Raw genomic sequence first — 19,447 nt, forward strand, 5'->3', positions numbered from 1 at the left:
AAATGCGGGACCGATTTGCTAAAAAAATTGGCCAGACGGTTTTTGGCCCAGCGCTGCGCAGCGGTGGCCGAAGGCCAGACCGAGTTTTTGAGCGCAGCGAAAAAACGAAGGGCCGAGCGAATAGCGAGCCGCGGAGCATAGCGGCGGCCGACCGAGGCGAAGCCGAGCCGGCCGCGGGCCCCAAAAAATTCCCATCACAAAAAAAATCCTCATGAAAAAAAGTAGTTTATTTTTACTCTCCCTCTGTTTTGCTAGCTTTTTGGGCGGCTGCCAAGAAAAAAAGCCTGCCAAAGCAACTCCCGTGAAAGAAGAAAGTGCCGACAGTAGCCAGCAAGAGCAGCCAAAAAAACAAAAAGGCATAGACGAAAAGTATCGAAAATGGATGGAAGCGCAATTTGCAGCCGGAAAAGCTTGTCCAGAAGCCGATTGTAATCCAGAAAGTTGGATGAAAAAAATTGAGGCGGGCGAAGAAGCCTGCAATACGGGCCTACCCGATGAAATTCAGAACTGGATGCAAGCCGATATCAATGGAGATGGAATTATGGATGCAGTGGCCAATGTGCCGCTTTTGCAGTGCGATGGCGGAAAAAGCCAAGCAACCGCCGTACATCTTTTAGTCTTTTTATCTGATGGCCAAGGAGATTTTGCCGTTTTAGACGACCCTAGCATTTTGCGCAAAGGAGCCTCGGTAGAGCGTATAGATAGTTTATTTGCGGATGGTCGTTTACAAATGTATTATGGAGATTTTGCGCAAGAAGATCCACTTTGCTGCCCTTCTTTGGAAGAGCGAAAGCAATTTAAATATGAAGCCGGATTATTTAAATTATTAAAATAAAACCCTTATGCTAAACCCTAAAGTTTTGGCCATGGGTCTTTTGGCCCTAAGTCTTGGCGCTTGTAGCCCCGAAAAGCAAGCAGAAAAAAGCAGTAAAAAACAAGAAGTGCAACAAAAAGAAACGCCCAAAAAACAAGCAGAAAAAATTCCGTTTAAGGAATTATATGCGGGTTGGCGCTCGCTTCAAATTTCTGCTAAAAAATATGAGTCAGAAAAAAACTGTACGCCAGAAATCACCTTAGCCGATGATTATAAAGGGCCAGGAATTGGTTTGCCGCTGGCGGCAGAATTGGAGGCCAAATTTATAAAAGGCGATATGAATGCCGATGGGCAAGAAGATGCCGCCTTAAATGTGCCTTATTTGCAATGCGATGGTGGAAATGCCCTGCGTTATGCGAGCATCTCGCTTTTTTTTGTTTCTCAGCCCGATGGTAGCTACCAGATTGTAGAAGATCCTAAGGCTTTAGAAAAGCTGGCAGATATTCTAAAAATCAAAGCCCTTCGATCGGGAGAAGTAGATATAGAATGCTTTTATCATCGGGATGAGGCCAGTATGGGCTATGCGCCAGACAGCAGTTTGGTCAAAACCCTTTCTTTTCAGGATTTAATTTAAAAAACAACTATGCAGCCCTCTAAAAAATTGAGTATACATAAAATTTGCAACTACTTTACGGGCTATGAGCTCATCAACTACATTTATTGGCAGGAGCAGGCCGTAGGTAAGAACAAAAGCATCTTGTCTAAAAAAGCGGCAGTTTCGGAAAGTTTGCCTCAGCTTTGGATACATAATAAAGAGAAGGGGCAACAATATGATCTTTTGGGCCAATTGGATTTGGTTGAGGGAGAATATGCCGAAGGCTTTTTGATTCAGCATTTAGATTTTTCTGATGAGCGTTCTTGGCGATTTAATGGCTACGCTTATCAGCAGCACATCTTAAATGACTACAATTTTATGCACAAAGATTTTTTGGAGGGCCAAATTTTGGTTTGGAGTCGAGCGGAAGAGCAAAGACGCTTTTGGTTGCTGGATAGTTTGGGCCAAAAGCATCAGTTCTTGCTCAGTACTGCGGCAAAAGTAGATTGGCGAATTGATGTGCGCAGCCGAGAGCTACAGGTCTATCAGCTGGATGCAGAAAAAGGATTAGTCATAAAAACGGTCAAATTATAATATGCGAGATTGGGTAGCCGAATTTTATAAAAAGCAGAATGATTGGCTGGGCGTTTATTTGGGTCCGGTTACAGAAGAAGATCATCGAAGAGCCCAACGTTTGCAAGACTTGGCAGAACTTAATGGTAAAAAAAAGGTCCTTGAACTAGGTGGTGGTGGTGGACAAACCGCTTTGGCCATTGCCCAATTGGGTCATGAGGTAGATATGGTAGAACTTTTGGAAAGCTCTGCCAATTGGGCCAAAAAATTGGCAGAACAACATGCTCCTCAACGCCTAAATATCATTCAGGCCGATTTTTATGATTGGGAGGGGCCAGAAAAACAATACGACCTCATTTGTTATTTTGATAGCTTTGGCATTGGCAGCGATTTGGAGCAAAAAGAGTTGCTCCAAAAAATGCATCATTGGCTGGCGCCCGATGGTTTAATTGTAATAGAAGTTGGGGCGAGTTGGTATTGGTCGGGCCAAGCCTGGGGGCAAGAATATGATTTTGAGTTGGGCATCCGCCGGCATGAATTTGACCCCATCAATTGTCGTTTGCTTGATAAATGGTGGCTAAAAAATAGTCCGAAAGAAGTTTATCAACAATCTTTGCGTTGTTATACCCCTGCGGATTTTGAGCTACTACTAGAAAATATTCCTTTAAAAATCAGCAAATTACAAACTGGGCCCGCATTTGACGAAGCGCAAAACATAGTACAAGAGCAGGCCGATTGGGCAGATTGTATGACTTACTTTGTTTGTTTACAAAAAGAAAGCGAAAAAAGTTGGACAGACCAAAAATAAAAGCCTATCTTGTGCATACGCTTTTGCTTTGACCGGCAAACTGGTAAGCTACGATAAGGTAAAAATTAGGTTGTAATAAGTGTAGTATTAGCTTTTGTGTGTGCCTTTTTTCTTTTGTTGTTATCTCCCCTGTTTTGGTCTTGGGCCCTAGGCCGCAAAGCTTTTATATTACATTTTATTCATTCTATTTAATATTTTTTCTATGAACATTTTCGTAGCGAAGTTGAACTTCAGAACTACTTCTGAAGAGCTAGAAGAGCTGTTCGCTCAGTTTGGTACTGTGGACTCTGCTAAAATCATTATGGACCGTGAAACGGACCGCTCAAAAGGGTTTGGCTTTGTTGAAATGCCTGACGAAGAGGATGGCCAAGCAGCTATCGACGCTTTGAACGAAACCGAATTCCATGAGCGCACTATCGTTGTTAAGAAAGCTCGTCCCCGTGAGGAGCGTCCTCGTAACAACAACCGCGGTGGCGGACGTGGCGGTTACGACCGTGGCGGACGTGGTGGTTACGACCGTGGTGGTCGTGGCGGTTACGATCGTGGTGGCCGTGGTGGTTATGACTACTAGACGACAACACCTTCTAATATAGTTGGCTAGTCCAACTGATAGAAACAACTAGGCAACTCCTTTTTTAGGAGTTGCTTTTTTTTGTCTTGGCTTAGGCAAATTACCTACAAATAAGAAATGGGGAAAATGCAATTTGTCCGCAAAAAGTTTATTTTGTAAATTTACCATCTTGAAGTCGCCAAGCAGATTTGTTTTTACCTACTATTTACTTCCCAAAACAGAAAAACATGACTGCCGAACAACTCCAACAACTGATAGAAGAGCCCGAGGCCCTAAGAAGTTGTAGCTATGAACAACTGGAGCAACTCTTGCTTCACTACCCTAGTTGCAGCCTCATTCGTGCCCTGCTCCTTATTAAGTTGGGCCAAAACCAAGGCCGAAATTATTACAGACAACAGCAAATTTTTGCCTTTTATGATCCAAAAGTTAAAGGATTGCGCAGCAAACTTTTAACAAAAGGCCTAAAATTGCAGAGCAAGCACAGCCTATGAGAGAGTATGTAGAAGGCCCCTCCCAAAAGGAGCCCCAAAACAATATCCATCCAAGGCAAGGGCAATCCCTGCTAGAGCGGTTTTTGCAAGAAAATGCAGCCGCCCAAGGCGAGCCCCTGCCCCAAGATGAACCCATAGGCGAAATTCCAATTCCAGACCGCAAAAAACGTTTTAAGTTCTTGAGATTTCCAAAATTAAAAGCCCTGCTCGATCAACTCCAAGAGGAGGACCAACAACCCGCAGATGGCTATATCATTACTGGCGAGGAGCAAAGCAGCCCGCCCAAAGGCCTAGAACAAGCCGCCCAAGAGCAAGACGATACCCAAGAGTTTTTGGATAAAATTGACCAAAAGCTGATCGACCTTAGAGCCAACCGCAAACAGAAAAAAAAGAACGCTTCTGAGCAACTCGAAGAAGATATACAGCAAAGTATCTTAGCCGATAATCAGTTGGCCTCTGAACGCTTAGCCGAAATTTTGGCCCAGCAAGGAAAAAAAGCGGAGGCAATTGCAATGTACCAGCGCCTAAGTTTGAAATTTCCTAAAAAAAGTCTTTTCTTTGCCGAGAAGATTAAAGAACTCTCTATCTAAATCTAGCGAGTCTCTCCATTAGAAGCCTACTAATAGTAAGATATAAATTATGACACTGCTCACTATCCTCATCGCCCTGATCGCCCTACTACTCATTCTCGTTGTTATGGTCCAAAACCCCAAAGGAGGAGGACTTAACTCGGCATTTGGTGGTACTCAAGAAGCCCAAAAAATTATGGGCGCCTCTAGATCAGGAGACATCCTAGTAAAGGTAACTTGGACGCTAGGCGGCCTGCTCATGCTGCTTACCCTTCTTGCTGGCCTCATTGTCTAGGTTTTAAGATTGATTGTATTCATAATAAGCGCTAAGCCCCGTTCTCGGGGCTTTTTTTGTCCCTAAACCCGAATTTTGCCCCAACACCCCCAAACAAGAGCCCCCCTTTTTTTGTCTAGCTGATGTATCGCCCATTCCCCATCAAAACGTTTTTAGCATGCGCAACTTTCTCAAAATACTGCTTCGCATACTTCCTATTTTGGCCCTGCTAGGCCTCGGATTTTGGATTTTTTTGCAGTTCTATGGCTCTAGAGAACAAGAAAGCTGGTTCTCTTCTCAGTATTGGGGACAAGAAAATAAGGCCCAAAGAGCCGCTGCCCAAACTTTTATGCAACACTATAAAGATAGTCTGCAAAACAATAGACTCAGCCCCCAATTCCTCCGCTGGGCCGCCAATTATAGCCAAGATAGCCTGCAAATCTCGGCCCTAGAAGCCGAAGAAAAACTGAGCATCCAACTGCTCCAACGACATATTCAAAACCAAAGGAGCCAACGCCCCACACTCATCCAGTTTTTGCAAAATCCCCAATACTGCCCCCCAGATTCTATCGCCCTTTTGACCCTAGAAAAAAAATGGCTGCGCCAAACTGCCCCCGATAGCCTGCAAGCTTGCCTCAAAAAACTCCCCAACTGCCAACAAGCTAGCCCATCAGAAAAACAATACTTCAATAACCGCCTCCAACTGCTCATGGGCAAAGAGGTCCAAACAGCAGCCCTTTTTGCCGTTTTTCAAGAAGAACTAGATAGCCTCTATACCCAATTGACCCAAATCGATAGCCTTAGCCCATCTCCCAACTACTGGAATCAACTCCAAAAACAAAAAGGCCAAATCGATAGCCTGCCCAAACTCCCCATAGAAGATATTAGCGCCCTATTTCTGCCCCCATTCGTCCGCCAAGACCAAATTCTTGGCCTGCAAAAATTATCCGCAAAAAATAGCTGGCCCCAAAGCCTACTCCCCCTCGCCCCCCTACTAGAAAAAGAACTCCCCAAAAATGATAGCCTCATCCTCTCCCCTTTTAACCCCCTGCCCTTCCCCAATCTAATCGAACTTAACCCCCAAAATAAAACAGAAGAAAAAGCAATCCTGCTCGCACAAATCTGGCAAACTAAACTGCTGCTCGCCGAATTAGGCTGGTACGACCAAAATTGGACTATCCAAGAATTAAAAACCTTTCTCCAAAAAAATAGCCCCCTGCCAAACTACTTCCAAGAACAACTAATTCTCTATCTTCGCTCTCAACCCGGCCAATTGGTCCGAGCAAAACTCCAAAATGAGGTCCTCAAAGAACTAGCCTACAAAATGACGAAAAATGAAAAAGCCCTCAATAAAAAACAATTTCTAAAACAATTTGCCGCCCTCCCCCTAGACCTCTGGGAGGAAGCCCTAGACCTCTACTCTCCCAAATAAATTAGCCTTATTTTTAGCCTCTACTTAAATCATTTCTCTAATTATGTACAAACTCTTTTTGCATAGCAGCCTGCTCGCAGCCGCCTTCTTTCTGACCAGCTGTGGCAGCGAAAATAGCCCCGCGGTAGAATCCAATACCCCCCAAAACATAGAAAAAGAAACTACCACAACCCCAAAGGAAGAGAAAAAAGGCCTGCCCGTCCAAATCTCTGGACGTATCAACGGAATCGCCCCAAAAACCAAAATTTTTCTGGACCAAAGAGGTACCAATAGCGTCGAATCCCTCTCCTCTGTAGAAATTGACGAAAATGGCCAGTTCCAACTAAAAGCCGATCTTGCCCACCCCAATATCCTTCGCCTACGATTTAATGCCCAATATATCTGGCTGGCCCTAGAAGGTAAGGAAAACCTCCAAATTGAGGCTACTGTCAACGAAAAAGCCCTCAGCCAAATCAATATCGAAGGCTCTCCCTTCTCTAGCGAACTCAATAAACTCGTCCTGGCCAAAGCTAGCCAAGAAGAACGTGCAAAATACCTAGAAGATAAAACCGAAGAGCAAGTCTTAGTCAACCTTTTTGTCGTCGAAAGCCTCGATATTAACAATTATTTGCCCCTCTACGAAAAGGTCCGCGACCAACTTACTAAGGTCTACCCCAACTGGAACTATACCCGCGAGTTTAACAACCGCATTATGCTTACCGCCCAAAAGAAACAACAACAACCCTTTGGTATCGGTAACCCCATGCCCGACATTAAACTGCCTAACCCCTCCGGCGAACAAATTGCCCTCTCTTCACTCAAAGGTAAGGTCGTTTTGGTCGATTTCTGGGCTAGCTGGTGTGGCCCCTGCCGCCGCGAAAATCCCAATTTGGTCCGCATCTATAACAAATATAAAGATCAAGGTTTTACCGTCTATAGCGTCTCTCTAGATGGACTCGATGACCGCAAAATGGCTTTCTTTAAAGGCAAAGGCGATATGCTCAAAATGCAAATGGAACAACAGGCCCAACGCTGGAGACAAGCTATCGAACAAGATCAACTCAGCTGGCCCTATCATGTGAGCGAATTGCGCGGCTGGAGCAGCCTCGTCGCCCGGCAGTTTGGTATCAATTCTATCCCCAGAGCCTTTTTACTCGATAGAAATGGCGTGCTCCGCTATGCCGACGGCCTCCGTGGACCCGCCCTAGAAGCTAAGGTCAAAGAATTACTCTAATTTTTGTTCTTTGCTCCCATTCTCAAAAGCTAGTGCTATTTTTAGTGCTAGCTTTTTCTTTTTTTGGGGCCCGCGGCCGGCTAGGCTCCGCCTAGGTCGGCCGCCGCTATGCTTCGCCGCTCGCAAGTCTGCTCGGCCCTGCGTCGCTTCGCTCCTGGGTCTGGCGCTTCGCGCCACGGCTGCGCAGCGCTGGGCCAACTGACTCACCTCCTAAATCTGTTTCCTTATGCCTCTTGACCGTTGGGATCTTCTTGGCCTACTAGCCATGCCGCTCTTTATTGTTTTGGGCCAAAGCTTTGGCCTGGCTTTTTTAGTCTTCTTGCTCTTGGCCCTCCGCTGGGGAAAACGCTTGTATAAAGCTTGGCCCATTTGGGGCAAACTCTACTTCCTCCTCTTTGCTTTGGGCTTTGCCTCTTGGCTAGGCTTTAGCTTTTGGCTAATAAATGGTGTTTATCAACCCTTAGATCAAAATTTTTCTCCCCAATATATTTTGGTCCTCGGCGCTGGCGTTCGAGAAGATGGCCAACCCAAAAATCAATTGCGCTACCGCCTAGAAAAAACCTATGAACTGGCCCAAATCTACCCCCAAGCAAAACTCATTTTATCTGGTGGCCAAGGCCCCGATGAACCCCTAAGCGAAGCCCAAGCTATGCAAAACTATTTGGTCCAAAAAGGCCTAGCCCAAAAACGCATCCTCCAAGAAGATCAATCTACCTCCACCCAAGAAAATCTAGACTTCTCCGCCCAAAAGTATCCCCAACTAAAAACAGCTGCAAGCATTATCATTAGTAGCGACTATCATCTAAAACGCGCCCGCTTTTTGGCCCAAAAAAAAGGCTTCCAAAATATTAAAGCACAAGCCGCCCCCACCCCCTCTCTCTGGCTGCTCAACCAACTGCCCAGAGAGTATCTGGCTTTTCTTAAAGACTTTTTATTCTCTCTATAAGAAGACTAAAAAGCCAAAAACTTCACTATTTTAGCCGCCTAATCTATCTTTTTTTGCGTGTAGAGGCGAGCGCAGCGAGCCGGCCTAGCGATGTGAAAGGGGGGCCGAAGGCCAGACCGAGTTTTTGAGCGTAGCGAAAAAACTACAACAAGGCTGAAAGCCGCAGTTCGATGACCGAAGGGAATAACGGCCGAGCAGACCTGCGAGCCCTGAAACGACAACAAGAACTTTAGTTCGCAGTTCGACGACCGAAGGGAGTAACCGCCGCAAGGCAAAGCCGCAGCGACAACAAGACTGAAAGTCGCAGTTCGACGACTGAAAGGAGTAACGCCCCAAAAGCCTATTAAAAAAGAAATTTATGAAGATACTGAATAGTCTTGTGCGTTTTGCATTTTCATTTCGGGCCAAAAAGATTCATTATTTCATGCAGCATCCGCATGAGGTACAAGAACAATGGCTACAGCATTTAATTAGCAGAGCAAAAAACACCCACTGGGGACAAGAGTTTGGCTTTCAACACATTAAAACACATAAGGATTTTCAAAAACAGCTCCCCCTAAGCGATTATGAAACCCTAAAACCCTACATTCGACAGATGATGTTGGGCCAAAAAGATGTACTCTGGCCCGGGCAAACTAAATGGTTTTCAAAATCTTCAGGAACCACCAACGATAAGAGCAAATATTTGCCGGTGTCTATGGAAAACCTCAAAACATGCCATTTGCAAGGTAGCCATGACGCCCTAGCACTTTGGTATCATAGCCAACCCCAAACGCAGGTCATGAGCAATGCCAAAAGTTTGATCATGGGAGGAAGTTTGGAGCGTTTTGCCGAATTTCCAGAAAGTCAAATTGGCGATATTTCGGCCATTATGCTGCTCAATATGCCCTTTTATGGCAAGTACTTTTATACGCCCTCTATGGAAACGGCCCTGATGAAAGACTGGGAGCAAAAAATTGAATTGATGGCCCAGGAAATCTGCCGAGAAAACCTGACAACCATTGGCGGCGTGCCCACTTGGACCATCGTGCTCTTTCGGAAACTACTAGAAGTGACCGGCAAATCTAATATTCTGGAGATTTTCCCCAACTTTGAGGTCTATATGCATGGTGGCGTTAGTTTTGAGCCTTACCGCCAACAATTTAAAGCCTTTTTGCCCTCAGAAAAAGTCCAATACCGAGAGAATTACAATGCTTCTGAAGGCTATTTTGCCAGTCAATACGATGGCCAAAATAAAGATATGTTGCTCTTGCTCGATAATGGGGTCTATTATGAATTTATGCCTCTAAGTGAATTGGGCTCGGCTCAACCAATTGTTTTGAGTTTGGCTGAAGTGGAGTTGGACCAAGATTATGCCTTGCTCATTAGCAGTAATGCCGGCCTTTGGCGCTACCAAATTGGCGACACCATCCGCTTTACGAGTTTGGCCCCCTACCGCATTCAAATTAGTGGGCGAACTAAGCATTTTATCAATGTTTTTGGCGAAGAGGTCATGGTCCAAAATACCGATAAGGCCCTGGCCATTTGCTGCGAAAAATGGAATGCTCGAATTAGTGAATATACTGTTGGTCCCATCTTTTTGGAAGAAGGCAAGGGCGGACATGAGTGGTGGATAGAGTTTGAACAACAACCGAAAAATTTGGCCGCTTTTGCCCAAGATTTGGACCAAACGCTGCAAAGCCTCAACTCTGATTATGAGGCCAAAAGATACCGCAACATGGCCCTGCAGCCACTAAAATTACATACTTTAGCCAAAGGGAGTTTTCATGCCTGGCTAAAATCTAGAGGAAAATATGGGGGCCAAAATAAGGTCCCTCGCCTATCCAATAGCCGAGAATATATCGAGTCCCTCGCTCAATTTGAGCAGTAAAAACAAAAAAAGAGGGCTGCCGAAAATTCGGCAGCCCTTCTTTTGGGGGATGGGGGGACCTTAAGGTCTGACTTTATTTCTCAAAAATGAAGCCTTCTTTAGTGGCTTGCTCTCGAACGGCTTTGAGCATGACATCATCTAGGCTATTGCCCTTTTTGCCCGCTTGTTTTTTCCGCTCTGCACTAATGTAAGCCGAACGCTGCTTACTTAGTTCCTGAATTTCGTTTTGAATGCGTTCGCGTTCCTTCATTTTGGCTTCTATCACTTCCTTGCGCTTGTCTTTATCTAACCCTTGGAGTTCTTCAGGTAGCTCCTCTTCATCAGCCTCCAAAATGACATCTTCATTCTCTACATAGGCATCTACAGCATCCCAAGAAGAGTTTTTGTAGGCCCCAGAAGATTTAGAAATGGCCCGCTCGGTTAGACTAAAAGCAGCGGCATTGACATCCTGTTTCTTTTGTCGAGCTTTCATTTCGGCCCCTTTGCGGCCACCATAACTCATATAGGTCTGGTTGAGCTCTTCATTGAGGCGAAGAATTTCTGCATCCTGAGGCGCTTCGATATGGGCAATCTTTTCATTTTGGTTGATGCAAAGGTACTTACCCTCGGCCCGATCAGCGCCATCTTTCCAGGCAAGCTGTACGCCTTGTTCGCAGGCCCCGCAAAAAATGGTATTGACTACAACATTGCGTTTTACGGCTGCTTTGCAAACCTCTTTATAGTTTTTTGGGCCTTGGGTAAAACGTTCATTGCCTGCAATAAAAATGAGTTTGAGGTCTTCCTCTCTATCCGACCAATTCAAATTATCCAAGGCGTCTTCTATGGCCCAACCACAATACTCAGCGCCACCATTGGTGCGAATTTCAAAAAGTTTTTCCGAAACGAGGTCCAAATCTGTAGTCAATGGAGCAAGCTGAAGCAAATAACCATTGCTACTAGGGTGATTGTCTTTTCCATACTCATAAAGGGCCAGCTCAATATTTGGAGCTTTGCCATCTTTACGGCTACGGGCCAATTCATTGACAATTTTCCAGAGCTGAGCTTTGGCCTGCTCAATAAGGCCGTCCATGCTGCCGCTGGCATCCAGTAGGAGCGCAATTTGAATTTTGGGTTCGACTGTCTGCTGTCGCGATTTTTCTACTAGGGGGGCTGTTCGGGGAGTTTGGGCTTGGAGAGCGCCAAAACTGAGCAACAGCCCAAAGACGAAAAAATGAAGAATTTTCATAGGTTCTAGTTTTTTGTTAGTGGGGAATCCTTTGGGCTTAATAGTCTTATTGATAAGATGTAAGCAGTTGCTTTTTTGGTGTTTACTCTTTTTTTTGGTCCAATATGGAAGGCGGCGAAGCCGCCGCTGAGGCGCGCAGCGCCTGGCTGAGGGATAGATAGCAGTGGCCGAAGGCCAGACCCAGCTTTTTGAGCAAAGCGAAAAAAGCGCAGGGCCGAGCAAACCTGCGAGCTGCGACATAGCCCGACCCGAGCGAAGCGAGGGGCAGCCCCAAAATATCAGTTTATTCTTCCAAACTATTTCTGGGCCAAAAAACAGCGCCTAGAATAACCACCGCCGCCAAAAGCTCTTCCCAACTGGGCCAATCGCCTAATAAAAGGAGGGCCCAAAAGATGGCATAAAGCGGTTCTAAGCTGGCCATCAAGCTCACTTTTTCGGTCCGTAAATGCCCCAAGGCCCAAATGTAGAGGAAGTGAGCCCCTGCGGTAAAAACCAGGCCCAATAAAAGGAGATAAAAGTAGGGCAAATAGCGGCTAGGCCAGCTTTCTAGCTGCCAAATTTGCCAAAAGGCCAAGCAGATAAAAGCCCCAAAATTTTGCAAAAAGGCCAAGGCATTGGCGCCTAAATTGGCCAAAGCCCTTTTGTTGGTCCAACTCAATAGGGCAAAAGAAAAAGCCGAGCAAAGTCCCCAGCCCCAAGCTTGTACATAGAGCAAGTCGCCTGCATTTAAGGAGGGAAAAATTAAGAGCATCACCCCTAAAAGCAGCCAAAGCGAGCGGCCCAAATCGCTGCGCAGCCAAGGGCCCTGCCCCAATAGGGGCCGCAAAAGGACCGTAAACAAGGGAAAAGCCGCAAAACTAATAACGCCTAAGGCCAAACTCCCCTGCTGTATGGCCATAAAAAAGGACCACCAATGCAGGGCCAAAAGTGCGCCTAGGCGCAGACTCAATTGGTAGTTTTTTTTGATTAAGGCATAGACATTGGGCAAAAAAAAGAAGAGGCAACAGGCCGCAAAAAACGTTCGTCCCAAAACCAACTGACTAGCCGAAAGGCCCGAAAAACGAGCAAATAAACCCGCTCCACCAAAGAGCATCACCGCCAATTGTAGGCCCAAATTGGCCTTAATTTCTATTTTCATTTTCTATACATTAAAAAGAGCCAACTACTCCTTAGCAGTTGACTCTTCAGTGCAAATTTATCTTTTTTCTACGGCTTAGCGTCCGCGAATAGTGGTTGTTTGCTGAATCCAGCAAGGCACCTTAATGCTAGCCCCCTCTTTGAGTTGGCGCTGGAAAATCTCCGTTTTGGTAGGCATAAATGCGCTATATTGACCAATATATTTGTTGGCTTTAGACGCTACAGAAGGATCGACAGATTTAGCTTTCACCCATTCGTCGATAGCGGGCCAAACACAAATCTGAGCATCCCAACCCGTTCCTTTGGCGCTACAACGTCCACCGCTAGAAGCGTACATAATCCCTACCAGCAAATAAGGCTCTCCCCAATTGGGACGGAATTTAGAGGCCTTGCGGCAATAGCTACGAGCAGAACCAAAACTACCTGCACGGAAAAGGCGGTCGGCATAGCGATAAGCCAAATCAGCTTTTACTTCATTGCTTACCCAACCCTCTTCATCAATGGCGGCAGGATAAAACTCCCAGGCTTTGTCTTTTAGCTCCTGGCTCTCTTCACGAGCGCCCTTAGAGCGATACATCAAAATTTTGGTGTAAGCGGTAGTCGTATCACTATTAAGGATTTTGTCAAAGTTGGCCGCAGCAATACTGTCCGCCACTTCTTCAAAAGCCTTTCGTACTTCCAGATAGAACTCATCTTCCCCACCACATTTTTTACCGATTACGGTCAAGATTTCGGTATTCTGTGCCTGGTTACGAGGATCTGCTTCAAACTTGGGGCGCCAGATTTTGGTATAATAAGCACAACCAAAAATGGCATCTTTGATGGGCTCAAACTGCGCATCTACTTCGGTCCAAGCTTTTTTGTAATCATCTTTGGGGTTCTTTTTGGCCAATTCCTCCAAACTTGCATAAAGTTTACGCATATACTCGGCATCAATGCCTTCTACATTCGAGCGGAAAGCATAAACGGTGAGGGTAGCCAAAGGCGTCATAATCATTGCTGGCGCCTTATCTTTGCCCAACTCCAAACTGCGCTCATAAGCCTTGATGGTCTGCATCATGGGCGCCTGATTGGCGTATAAATAATAGGCCTGATAGGCACGCACCAGAGCATCTTCCCCATTACAGGCGGCATTTTGCTCATAAAGGGCATCCCCTTTTTCAAACCATTCTTTTTTCTTTTCTGCATCTGCCTCCTGGCCCGCAAAATAGTAAGCCATTACGGCCCCATCTTCAAAGTGGCGGGTCTCCGCACCTTTGGGCGCCTTCACATGCTGAAAAAGCTCCTCCCAAATCGGATAAGCATCTTTATAGTTTTGCTGATTAAATCGGTCGCGATAAATAACATGCTGCTGCCGGGCCGCTTTTCGCCCCTTGGGGTAACTCTCCCAAGTTGTACAGTTATTGTCGGCTGCGGCATCTTGCGCATAAGCCGTTTGCAAGCTAAAAAGCCCGAGCCCAAGGAAGAGGGCCCATTTCATCATTTTTTTTGGATGCAATTTCATAATCTAATTTCTTTTTAGTTAGCTAAGAGCTAGGCTCTTATTCTGTTTTGTTTCGAGCTTCTTTTCTTTTGGGGCTGCCCCGCCCTTTGGGCGGGTCGGGCTGTGTCAGGGCTCGCAGGTCTGCTCGGCCCTGCGCAAAATTCGCTAGGCTCATTTTGCTGGGTCTGCGGCTTCGCCGCCCCCTTTTCCATCCCTCAGCCGAGGCGCTACGCGCCTTTGCGGCGGCTTCGCCGCCTGTCCGCTGCAAATTTGGACCTCGGGGGCCAAAAAAACAACATTCTAAAGAATAGAGCAAAGATTTAAGCTAAAAAAGCGGCGGCGGGCCGCTTTTTTCTTGTTCCTGCTCCTCTTTTACAAATAATGTTCTATCTAAACTTAGAACGGCGGAACCAGCTACCATCATTGAGCGTAAAGGCCAGATTAAACTGCCAGTAATTCTCTTTGATTAGTTCGCTATGGCCCAAAAATCCATATTCTATACCTAGTTGCACATGGCCCAACAAAGGCGATTTTAGGGGCTGTATGGGAAGTCCCAAGCCAAAAGCTATGCCATACTTCTGCAGCTGATAATCGTTGCCTCCGCTCTCAATTGTTCGAGCATCGGTTCCATAAAAGAGGCCTGCACGGTATCTGGCCCGCTTTAGCAGATGTCTGGTTTTATAGTTGGGGGTATACTCTGCGCCTAGGGCAAAGGTATAGCTATCCTCCATGCGGATATTAGAATTATCATGAGAAAAACCAGAGGACCAAAGGCTCTGCTCAAAGTTGAGGCCCAAGCGCCAATGCAAACCTTTGTTCAAGGCAATTCCAAAACCATAGGTTAAGGGCATTTGCATGCTGCTCACGGCATCTTCGGTATTAATGATGGTATCTCGGGCATAAATGGCGCCATAGCGGATCACTTTTTCTTGAGAAAGTAGCTGAATTTTGCTACTTCCACTCGCATAAGCCCCTACGGTCAGCCGTAAATCCTCAAAAAGTAAGGGATCATCATCTAGGGGAGAGAAAAAGTGCTCATACTGCAAACCAACATCCCAGAGCAAACCAGAGGCATTCTCTTCTAGCTGAAACTCTTCGTCATAGCCAAAGGTATAGACACTATCCTGAAAATCGATATAGTTGTTTTGGTAAAAGTTGCCAAAGAGGTAGCCCAGATTCACCCCAGCCGACAGGCCTTTATACTTAAAGCCATTGGACCAATTTGCTCTAAAGCGGCTTCCTTCGCCCTCATACTGATATTCAATATCACCAAATTGGGCATCAGAACGCAGTACCCGCACATCATAGGCAATCGAGCTATGAGGCAGTAGGCTCAGGCCCATCCCCCATTGGATCGGAATCCCTTTTCGGAGGCTGTCTTTTTCTAGCTCCCAAGCTCTAGTAATTGGAAAAGCAATAGAAAAATAGCTCAGGTTGCCATCATTTGCTGTGGCCGAAAGACCAGAGGCTTTCTCGCTCAGGCTAGAGCGCTTATAATAAATCCCCGTTTCTAGGGCAGTCGTTCTGAGGTGGCCCAAAGAAGCCGGATTGCTAAGATCTACTTCCCAGATACTATTAAAGGTAGCGCTAAGTGCTCCTGCAGAGCCCTGCACCACCTGCAATTGATTGCCTTGTAAATCTCCCAAACCAAAACGAGAATAAGGCGAATTGGCCCGAGTATATTCTTGGGCAAAAAGAGAGGAAGTCAAAAAAAGAAGGGCAAAAGCCCAGCAGACTGCATTAGTCGGCAGTGTGTTGTTGCACATGATAGTTTAAAATTTGATTGAGGCCCATAAGGACCAGATTGGGCACCTTGAAAAGTTGACTGCTCAGGCGCTTTTCAAAAAAATCGGCATCGCCCCCAGTAATTAACACCCGAAGTTCGGGATATTCTTTTTGGTATTGGGCAATAAAGCCTTGCATCTCGTAAACGACACCAGACTGCACTCCGGTTTGTATAGAACTCAATGTGGTGTTGCCTATTTCTTGGTCCAGATCTATTCTTTGGACCAAAGGCAGCTTGGCCGTAAAATGCTCTAAGGCAGCAAAACGCATTTCTATACCTGCTAATATACTGCCTCCCAAATAGTTGCCCCCCTCTGTAATAAAATCATAGGTAATGCAAGTGCCCGCATCTATGACCAATACATTGGAGTCAGGAAATAAACTATGTGCAGCCACTACAGCAGCAATGCGGTCGTTCCCTAGGGTTTCTGGAGTAGCATAACTATTTTCTATAGGCAGCCCAAGCTCCCAATTGAGCCGAACAAAATGCTGCAACTGCCCGCTGAGCTGTCGCTCTATCCGGCTGTTTCTTCGGCGTACAGAAGAGAGAATCGCCTGCCGAATAGGGTACTTCTTTAAGACCTTATCCAGCTTCTTTTGGCTAAAACGTTCTCTAGTCACCAATTGCAAAAGCTCTCCCTCCTCAGAAAAAACCGCCAATTTTGAGCGGCTATTGCCAATGTCAATGCAAAGATTCATATAAAAAATCAACTAGTTTTGAGCGGCCAAGATAACTATTTTCATCCGAAGCAGTTTGGCCTTTTAGGCCAAAAAAAAAGGCCACTACCCCATTATAAGTAGTGACCTTTTAGGCGAAGAACAGCAAATTACTCTGCAGTTTCTTCTGTATTTTCAGCAGCGGCTTCAGTTTGGTCTACAACCTCATCAGCAACAACAGCGTTAGGATCATCATTGTATACCTCGAAAGTAGCTGTAGCACGTACATCTTTCATCAAAGTGATGATTGCGTTGTATTTACCCAACATTTTTACCTCCTCAGGCATTTTGATTTTCTTCTTGTCTACTTCTAGACCGAACTCTTCTTTAAGCGCATTGGCAATCTGTACAAAAGTAACAGAACCAAAGATCTTACCGCTAGTTCCAGCCTTAGCCGCAATACGAAGCGTAGCCGCCTCAATTTTGCCAGCCAATTCCTGAGCTTCAGCAGTCATCTTAGCCAAACGAGCTTCTTGCTCGCGGATTTGCTCCATTAGAGAGTCTTTGTTTTCTTTATTCGCAACAATAGCAAATCCCTGAGGGATAAGGAAGTTACGAGCGTAGCCAGGCTTTACAGTCACCAAAGTGTTGGCATAACCTAGGTTCTCTACGTCTTTGATAAGGATAATTTCCATAACAGGATCAGTTTTGAACAATCTTCTTTAATCAATTACTTCTTCATCAAGTCAGCTACATAAGGTAGCAAAGCCAAGTGGCGAGCACGCTTAACAGCAGTAGCCACTTTGCGCTGGTACTTCATTGAGTTACCAGTAATACGACGAGGCAACAATTTACCTTGCTCGTTGATGAAGTTCATAAGGAAATCGACATCTTTGTAGTCTACGTACTTGATGCCGTAACGGCGAAAGCGGCAATACTTTTTGCGCTTTTGGCCGATTTTAGGATTGCTCAAAAACTTGATATCTTCTCTACTTGCCATAACAAGTTAATTTTAAATTGGAATAAATGAATGATTCTAGAAAGACTTAGACTACTTCTCAGCAGACTCTTCTTTCTCCTCTTTTTTCTTACCGATCAAACCGTTGCGCTTGTCGTCATTGTATTTTACGCCATGCTTGTCCAACTTGACAGTCAAGAAACGCAAAACACGGTCATCACGACGGAAGGCCAACTCTAGGTCCTCAATCAAATTTCCAATTACCTCTGCAGTTTTGAACTCTACTACGAAGTAGGCTCCAGAACTGCGACGGTTGATGGGATAAGCCAATTGCTTGATACCCCACTCATCAACATTTACGATCTCGCATTTGTTGTTTTTCAAATGCTCTACGTAAAGCTGAGCTGTCTCTTTGATTTCATCACCTGACAGAACGGGATCGACGATGAAAGTACACTCGTATTGTCTCATTAAGATTTACAGTGTTAAATATGGTTAGATAAAAATAAAAAACCGCCCCTCTGAGCGGAGGAGCGGCTGCAAAAATAAGCTTTTATCTCAATTATCAAAAACTATTTGGTCCTTATTGCTAAGGTTTTTAGTTTTTGCTGGCTGGCGTTTCTAGCTCATATTTATCCATATACTTTTTGTAGAGCTGCTTTTGCTTGTCTTTATCCAAATCCAAAAGCTTCCCATCCAAATAAGCAGCCGTGATCTGACTGCTTCGCATATCCAATAAATCGCCCTTAGAAAGGATGAAGCTAGCCGCTTTGCCCTTTTCCAAACTGCCAATCTGCTCCGATACGCCCAAGATTTCTGCTACATTGCTGCTAATAGCCGCCAAAGCTACATCCTTGGGCAAACCGTAAGCCACCGCTTGGCCCGCCTGAAAGGCAAGGTTGCGCTGGTTCCAGCTCCCTTGCATGCTCAAAGCGAATTTAACACCCTTTTCATGCAAGATGGCCGGCGTTTTATAAGGCTGGTCCACATCATCATGCTCCAAACGAGGCAAAGCGTGTAAGTTGCTTAAGATGACGGGAATCTTTTGCTCGGCCAAGAAGTCGGCAATGCGCCAGGCCTCTGCCGCCCCAACAAAAACCAACTTTACCCCATAAGGCGACAATAATTGATGGGCCTCTAACATGGCCTTGGCCTCATTTACATGCACATACAAACGCTTATCTCCAAAGAATAAACCCCGCATGCTCTCCATTTTGATGTTCTTTTTTTCAGGCGCCTCTTGCTGACAATAAGCCGCCGCCTCGGCCAAATAGAGCTGCAACCCCTCTATAGTGGGCCGATATTTCTCATTGAGTTTGGTAGGGCCAGGAGCCGCCCACCAACCCGTAAACTGAAAGCGATTGGGCCACCACAAATGCGTGCCCTCATCCAATTCTACAACCGCATCTTCCCAATTGAAGGCCGATAGGCGCAAAACAGATGATTGCCCCGAAATCCGTCCGCCTTCTGGTACAACCTGGCTATACAAGATGCCATTGCTCAATATAGTGGGCAAAATCTCCGAATCGGTATTGTAAGCCACCACAGAACGAATATTGGGATTGAAGTAGCCGACTTCTCTAAAGTCTAGGGTGGCCCGAACGGCCTCTACCTCGACCAAACCCAATTGGGTGTTGGCAGCAATTAAGGCCGGATAAACCCACTGCCCTTGCCCATCTATCTGCTCTTTGTAGTTTTTCTGGGCCAGTTCTTTGGTCAGACCAAGCTCTACAATTTTGCCTGCCTTCACAGCAATGGCCCCCTCTTCTATAATTTCTCCTTGGCCCGTATGAATACGAACGTTTTTCAGGAGATAATGATCTGTTTTCTGTGCCCAGACCGAGGCAGTTATGGCCCAAAACAAAAGGACCAATAAACTCCATTTTTTCATCTATATATAATATGTATCATGTTAATAATTAGTGCTCCCCTTTTCTGCGGCTAGAGGCGGGCGAAGCCCGCCGGCCTAGCGATGTGCAGCAGTGGCCGTAGGCCAGACCGAAGCCCGAAGGGCTGAAGGGCCGAGCGAACAGCGAGCTGCGAAAC

The 19,447-nt window shown here is 45.8% G+C and carries 21 protein-coding genes; 12 read left to right on the forward strand and 9 right to left on the reverse strand.

The genetic code is table 11. The features are described 5' to 3' along the window. The first annotated feature begins 211 nt into the window (after positions 1 to 211). The 12 genes from SGRA_RS03585 to SGRA_RS03645 all read left to right on the forward strand — a co-directional run bounded on the left by SGRA_RS03585 (position 212) and on the right by SGRA_RS03645 (position 10,156). Positions 212 to 835 (forward strand): hypothetical protein, encoded by a 624-nt coding sequence (locus SGRA_RS03585; RefSeq protein ID WP_015691206.1) that lies wholly within the window; start codon positions 212 to 214, stop codon positions 833 to 835. 7 nt (positions 836 to 842) lie between these two features. Continuing rightward, on the forward strand, positions 843 to 1,448 hold the full coding sequence (locus tag SGRA_RS03590; RefSeq protein ID WP_015691207.1) for a hypothetical protein: 606 nt from the start codon (positions 843 to 845) through the stop codon (positions 1,446 to 1,448). A 9-nt stretch (positions 1,449 to 1,457) separates the two neighbouring features. Beyond that, entirely contained in the window at positions 1,458 to 2,003 is a 546-nt protein-coding gene (locus tag SGRA_RS03595) for a hypothetical protein (RefSeq protein ID WP_015691208.1), read from the forward strand. A 1-nt stretch (position 2,004) separates the two neighbouring features. Further along, the gene (locus SGRA_RS03600; RefSeq protein ID WP_015691209.1) at positions 2,005 to 2,790 is read left to right on the forward strand and encodes a class I SAM-dependent methyltransferase; all 786 of its coding nucleotides are present in this window, start codon (positions 2,005 to 2,007) and stop codon (positions 2,788 to 2,790) included. Positions 2,791 to 2,992: 202 nt separating this feature from the next. Continuing rightward, positions 2,993 to 3,361: an RNA recognition motif domain-containing protein gene (locus tag SGRA_RS03605; RefSeq protein ID WP_015691210.1), complete on the forward strand. Its 369-nt coding sequence runs from the start codon at positions 2,993 to 2,995 to the stop codon at positions 3,359 to 3,361. Between the two features lie 227 nt (positions 3,362 to 3,588). Next, complete coding sequence (locus SGRA_RS03610) at positions 3,589 to 3,852, forward strand: hypothetical protein (RefSeq protein ID WP_015691212.1); 264 nt, start codon at positions 3,589 to 3,591, stop codon at positions 3,850 to 3,852. Then, positions 3,849 to 4,442: a hypothetical protein gene (locus SGRA_RS03615; protein ID WP_015691213.1), complete on the forward strand. Its 594-nt coding sequence runs from the start codon at positions 3,849 to 3,851 to the stop codon at positions 4,440 to 4,442. Before SGRA_RS03610 ends, SGRA_RS03615 begins: the two co-directional genes overlap by 4 nt. Positions 4,443 to 4,491: 49 nt before the next feature. Next, complete coding sequence (gene secG, locus SGRA_RS03620) at positions 4,492 to 4,716, forward strand: preprotein translocase subunit SecG (protein WP_015691214.1); 225 nt, start codon at positions 4,492 to 4,494, stop codon at positions 4,714 to 4,716. Positions 4,717 to 4,873: 157 nt separating this feature from the next. After that, the gene (locus SGRA_RS03625; protein WP_015691216.1) at positions 4,874 to 6,127 is read left to right on the forward strand and encodes a hypothetical protein; all 1,254 of its coding nucleotides are present in this window, start codon (positions 4,874 to 4,876) and stop codon (positions 6,125 to 6,127) included. A 43-nt stretch (positions 6,128 to 6,170) separates the two neighbouring features. After that, positions 6,171 to 7,340 (forward strand): TlpA family protein disulfide reductase, encoded by a 1,170-nt coding sequence (locus tag SGRA_RS03630; protein ID WP_015691217.1) that lies wholly within the window; start codon positions 6,171 to 6,173, stop codon positions 7,338 to 7,340. 226 nt (positions 7,341 to 7,566) lie between these two features. Beyond that, a complete protein-coding gene (locus SGRA_RS03640) occupies positions 7,567 to 8,286 on the forward strand; it encodes a YdcF family protein (protein ID WP_015691219.1) in 720 nt (239 codons plus the stop codon). A 358-nt stretch (positions 8,287 to 8,644) separates the two neighbouring features. Next, positions 8,645 to 10,156 (forward strand): GH3 auxin-responsive promoter family protein, encoded by a 1,512-nt coding sequence (locus SGRA_RS03645; protein ID WP_015691220.1) that lies wholly within the window; start codon positions 8,645 to 8,647, stop codon positions 10,154 to 10,156. Positions 10,157 to 10,229: 73 nt separating this feature from the next. On the opposite strand, the gene SGRA_RS03650 is transcribed toward SGRA_RS03645, so the two are convergent. The 9 genes from SGRA_RS03650 to SGRA_RS03695 form a co-directional block, all read right to left on the reverse strand. Then, positions 10,230 to 11,381, reverse strand: a complete 1,152-nt coding sequence (locus tag SGRA_RS03650; protein WP_015691221.1) for a vWA domain-containing protein — start codon at positions 11,379 to 11,381, stop codon at positions 10,230 to 10,232. Between the two features lie 283 nt (positions 11,382 to 11,664). After that, positions 11,665 to 12,519 carry a DMT family transporter gene (locus SGRA_RS03655; RefSeq protein WP_015691222.1) on the reverse strand — a complete coding sequence of 285 codons (855 nt, stop codon included), beginning with the start codon at positions 12,517 to 12,519 and terminating at the stop codon, positions 11,665 to 11,667. Positions 12,520 to 12,594: 75 nt separating this feature from the next. Continuing rightward, positions 12,595 to 14,022 carry a hypothetical protein gene (locus tag SGRA_RS03660; RefSeq protein WP_015691223.1) on the reverse strand — a complete coding sequence of 476 codons (1,428 nt, stop codon included), beginning with the start codon at positions 14,020 to 14,022 and terminating at the stop codon, positions 12,595 to 12,597. Between the two features lie 365 nt (positions 14,023 to 14,387). Further along, complete coding sequence (locus tag SGRA_RS03670) at positions 14,388 to 15,767, reverse strand: hypothetical protein (RefSeq protein WP_015691225.1); 1,380 nt, start codon at positions 15,765 to 15,767, stop codon at positions 14,388 to 14,390. After that, a complete protein-coding gene (locus SGRA_RS03675; RefSeq protein ID WP_015691226.1) occupies positions 15,742 to 16,485 on the reverse strand; it encodes a type III pantothenate kinase in 744 nt (247 codons plus the stop codon). The genes SGRA_RS03670 and SGRA_RS03675 overlap by 26 nt, the downstream gene beginning before the upstream one ends. A 128-nt stretch (positions 16,486 to 16,613) precedes the next feature. Next, a complete protein-coding gene (rplI, locus tag SGRA_RS03680) occupies positions 16,614 to 17,138 on the reverse strand; it encodes a 50S ribosomal protein L9 (protein WP_015691228.1) in 525 nt (174 codons plus the stop codon). 35 nt (positions 17,139 to 17,173) lie between these two features. After that, positions 17,174 to 17,443 carry a 30S ribosomal protein S18 gene (gene rpsR / locus SGRA_RS03685; RefSeq protein ID WP_002659924.1) on the reverse strand — a complete coding sequence of 90 codons (270 nt, stop codon included), beginning with the start codon at positions 17,441 to 17,443 and terminating at the stop codon, positions 17,174 to 17,176. 51 nt (positions 17,444 to 17,494) lie between these two features. Then, positions 17,495 to 17,872 carry a 30S ribosomal protein S6 gene (gene rpsF, locus SGRA_RS03690; protein WP_015691229.1) on the reverse strand — a complete coding sequence of 126 codons (378 nt, stop codon included), beginning with the start codon at positions 17,870 to 17,872 and terminating at the stop codon, positions 17,495 to 17,497. Positions 17,873 to 17,999: 127 nt separating this feature from the next. Continuing rightward, positions 18,000 to 19,292, reverse strand: a complete 1,293-nt coding sequence (locus SGRA_RS03695; RefSeq protein WP_015691230.1) for an amidohydrolase family protein — start codon at positions 19,290 to 19,292, stop codon at positions 18,000 to 18,002. Positions 19,293 to 19,447: the final 155 nt, after the last annotated feature.

Source organism: Saprospira grandis str. Lewin (assembly GCF_000250635.1).
Taxonomy (GTDB): Bacteria; Bacteroidota; Bacteroidia; order Chitinophagales; family Saprospiraceae; genus Saprospira; species Saprospira grandis.

Bases quoted from the DNA above. Each gene is read 5' to 3' on its own strand.
- SGRA_RS03610 (WP_015691212.1), top strand. From the start codon at position 3,589: ATGACTGCCGAACAACTCCAACAACTGATAGAAGAGCCCGAGGCCCTA.
- SGRA_RS03670 (WP_015691225.1), bottom strand. From the start codon at position 15,767: ATGTGCAACAACACACTGCCGACTAATGCAGTCTGCTGGGCTTTTGCC.
- rplI (WP_015691228.1), bottom strand. From the start codon at position 17,138: ATGGAAATTATCCTTATCAAAGACGTAGAGAACCTAGGTTATGCCAAC.
- SGRA_RS03695 (WP_015691230.1), bottom strand. From the start codon at position 19,292: ATGAAAAAATGGAGTTTATTGGTCCTTTTGTTTTGGGCCATAACTGCC.
- SGRA_RS03590 (WP_015691207.1), top strand. From the start codon at position 843: ATGCTAAACCCTAAAGTTTTGGCCATGGGTCTTTTGGCCCTAAGTCTT.
- SGRA_RS03650 (WP_015691221.1), bottom strand. From the start codon at position 11,381: ATGAAAATTCTTCATTTTTTCGTCTTTGGGCTGTTGCTCAGTTTTGGC.
- SGRA_RS03585 (WP_015691206.1), top strand. From the start codon at position 212: ATGAAAAAAAGTAGTTTATTTTTACTCTCCCTCTGTTTTGCTAGCTTT.
- rpsF (WP_015691229.1), bottom strand. From the start codon at position 17,872: ATGAGACAATACGAGTGTACTTTCATCGTCGATCCCGTTCTGTCAGGT.
- SGRA_RS03605 (WP_015691210.1), top strand. From the start codon at position 2,993: ATGAACATTTTCGTAGCGAAGTTGAACTTCAGAACTACTTCTGAAGAG.
- SGRA_RS03630 (WP_015691217.1), top strand. From the start codon at position 6,171: ATGTACAAACTCTTTTTGCATAGCAGCCTGCTCGCAGCCGCCTTCTTT.
- SGRA_RS03645 (WP_015691220.1), top strand. From the start codon at position 8,645: ATGAAGATACTGAATAGTCTTGTGCGTTTTGCATTTTCATTTCGGGCC.
- SGRA_RS03640 (WP_015691219.1), top strand. From the start codon at position 7,567: ATGCCTCTTGACCGTTGGGATCTTCTTGGCCTACTAGCCATGCCGCTC.
- SGRA_RS03625 (WP_015691216.1), top strand. From the start codon at position 4,874: ATGCGCAACTTTCTCAAAATACTGCTTCGCATACTTCCTATTTTGGCC.
- SGRA_RS03615 (WP_015691213.1), top strand. From the start codon at position 3,849: ATGAGAGAGTATGTAGAAGGCCCCTCCCAAAAGGAGCCCCAAAACAAT.
- SGRA_RS03675 (WP_015691226.1), bottom strand. From the start codon at position 16,485: ATGAATCTTTGCATTGACATTGGCAATAGCCGCTCAAAATTGGCGGTT.
- secG (WP_015691214.1), top strand. From the start codon at position 4,492: ATGACACTGCTCACTATCCTCATCGCCCTGATCGCCCTACTACTCATT.
- SGRA_RS03655 (WP_015691222.1), bottom strand. From the start codon at position 12,519: ATGAAAATAGAAATTAAGGCCAATTTGGGCCTACAATTGGCGGTGATG.
- SGRA_RS03660 (WP_015691223.1), bottom strand. From the start codon at position 14,022: ATGAAATTGCATCCAAAAAAAATGATGAAATGGGCCCTCTTCCTTGGG.
- SGRA_RS03600 (WP_015691209.1), top strand. From the start codon at position 2,005: ATGCGAGATTGGGTAGCCGAATTTTATAAAAAGCAGAATGATTGGCTG.
- rpsR (WP_002659924.1), bottom strand. From the start codon at position 17,443: ATGGCAAGTAGAGAAGATATCAAGTTTTTGAGCAATCCTAAAATCGGC.
- SGRA_RS03595 (WP_015691208.1), top strand. From the start codon at position 1,458: ATGCAGCCCTCTAAAAAATTGAGTATACATAAAATTTGCAACTACTTT.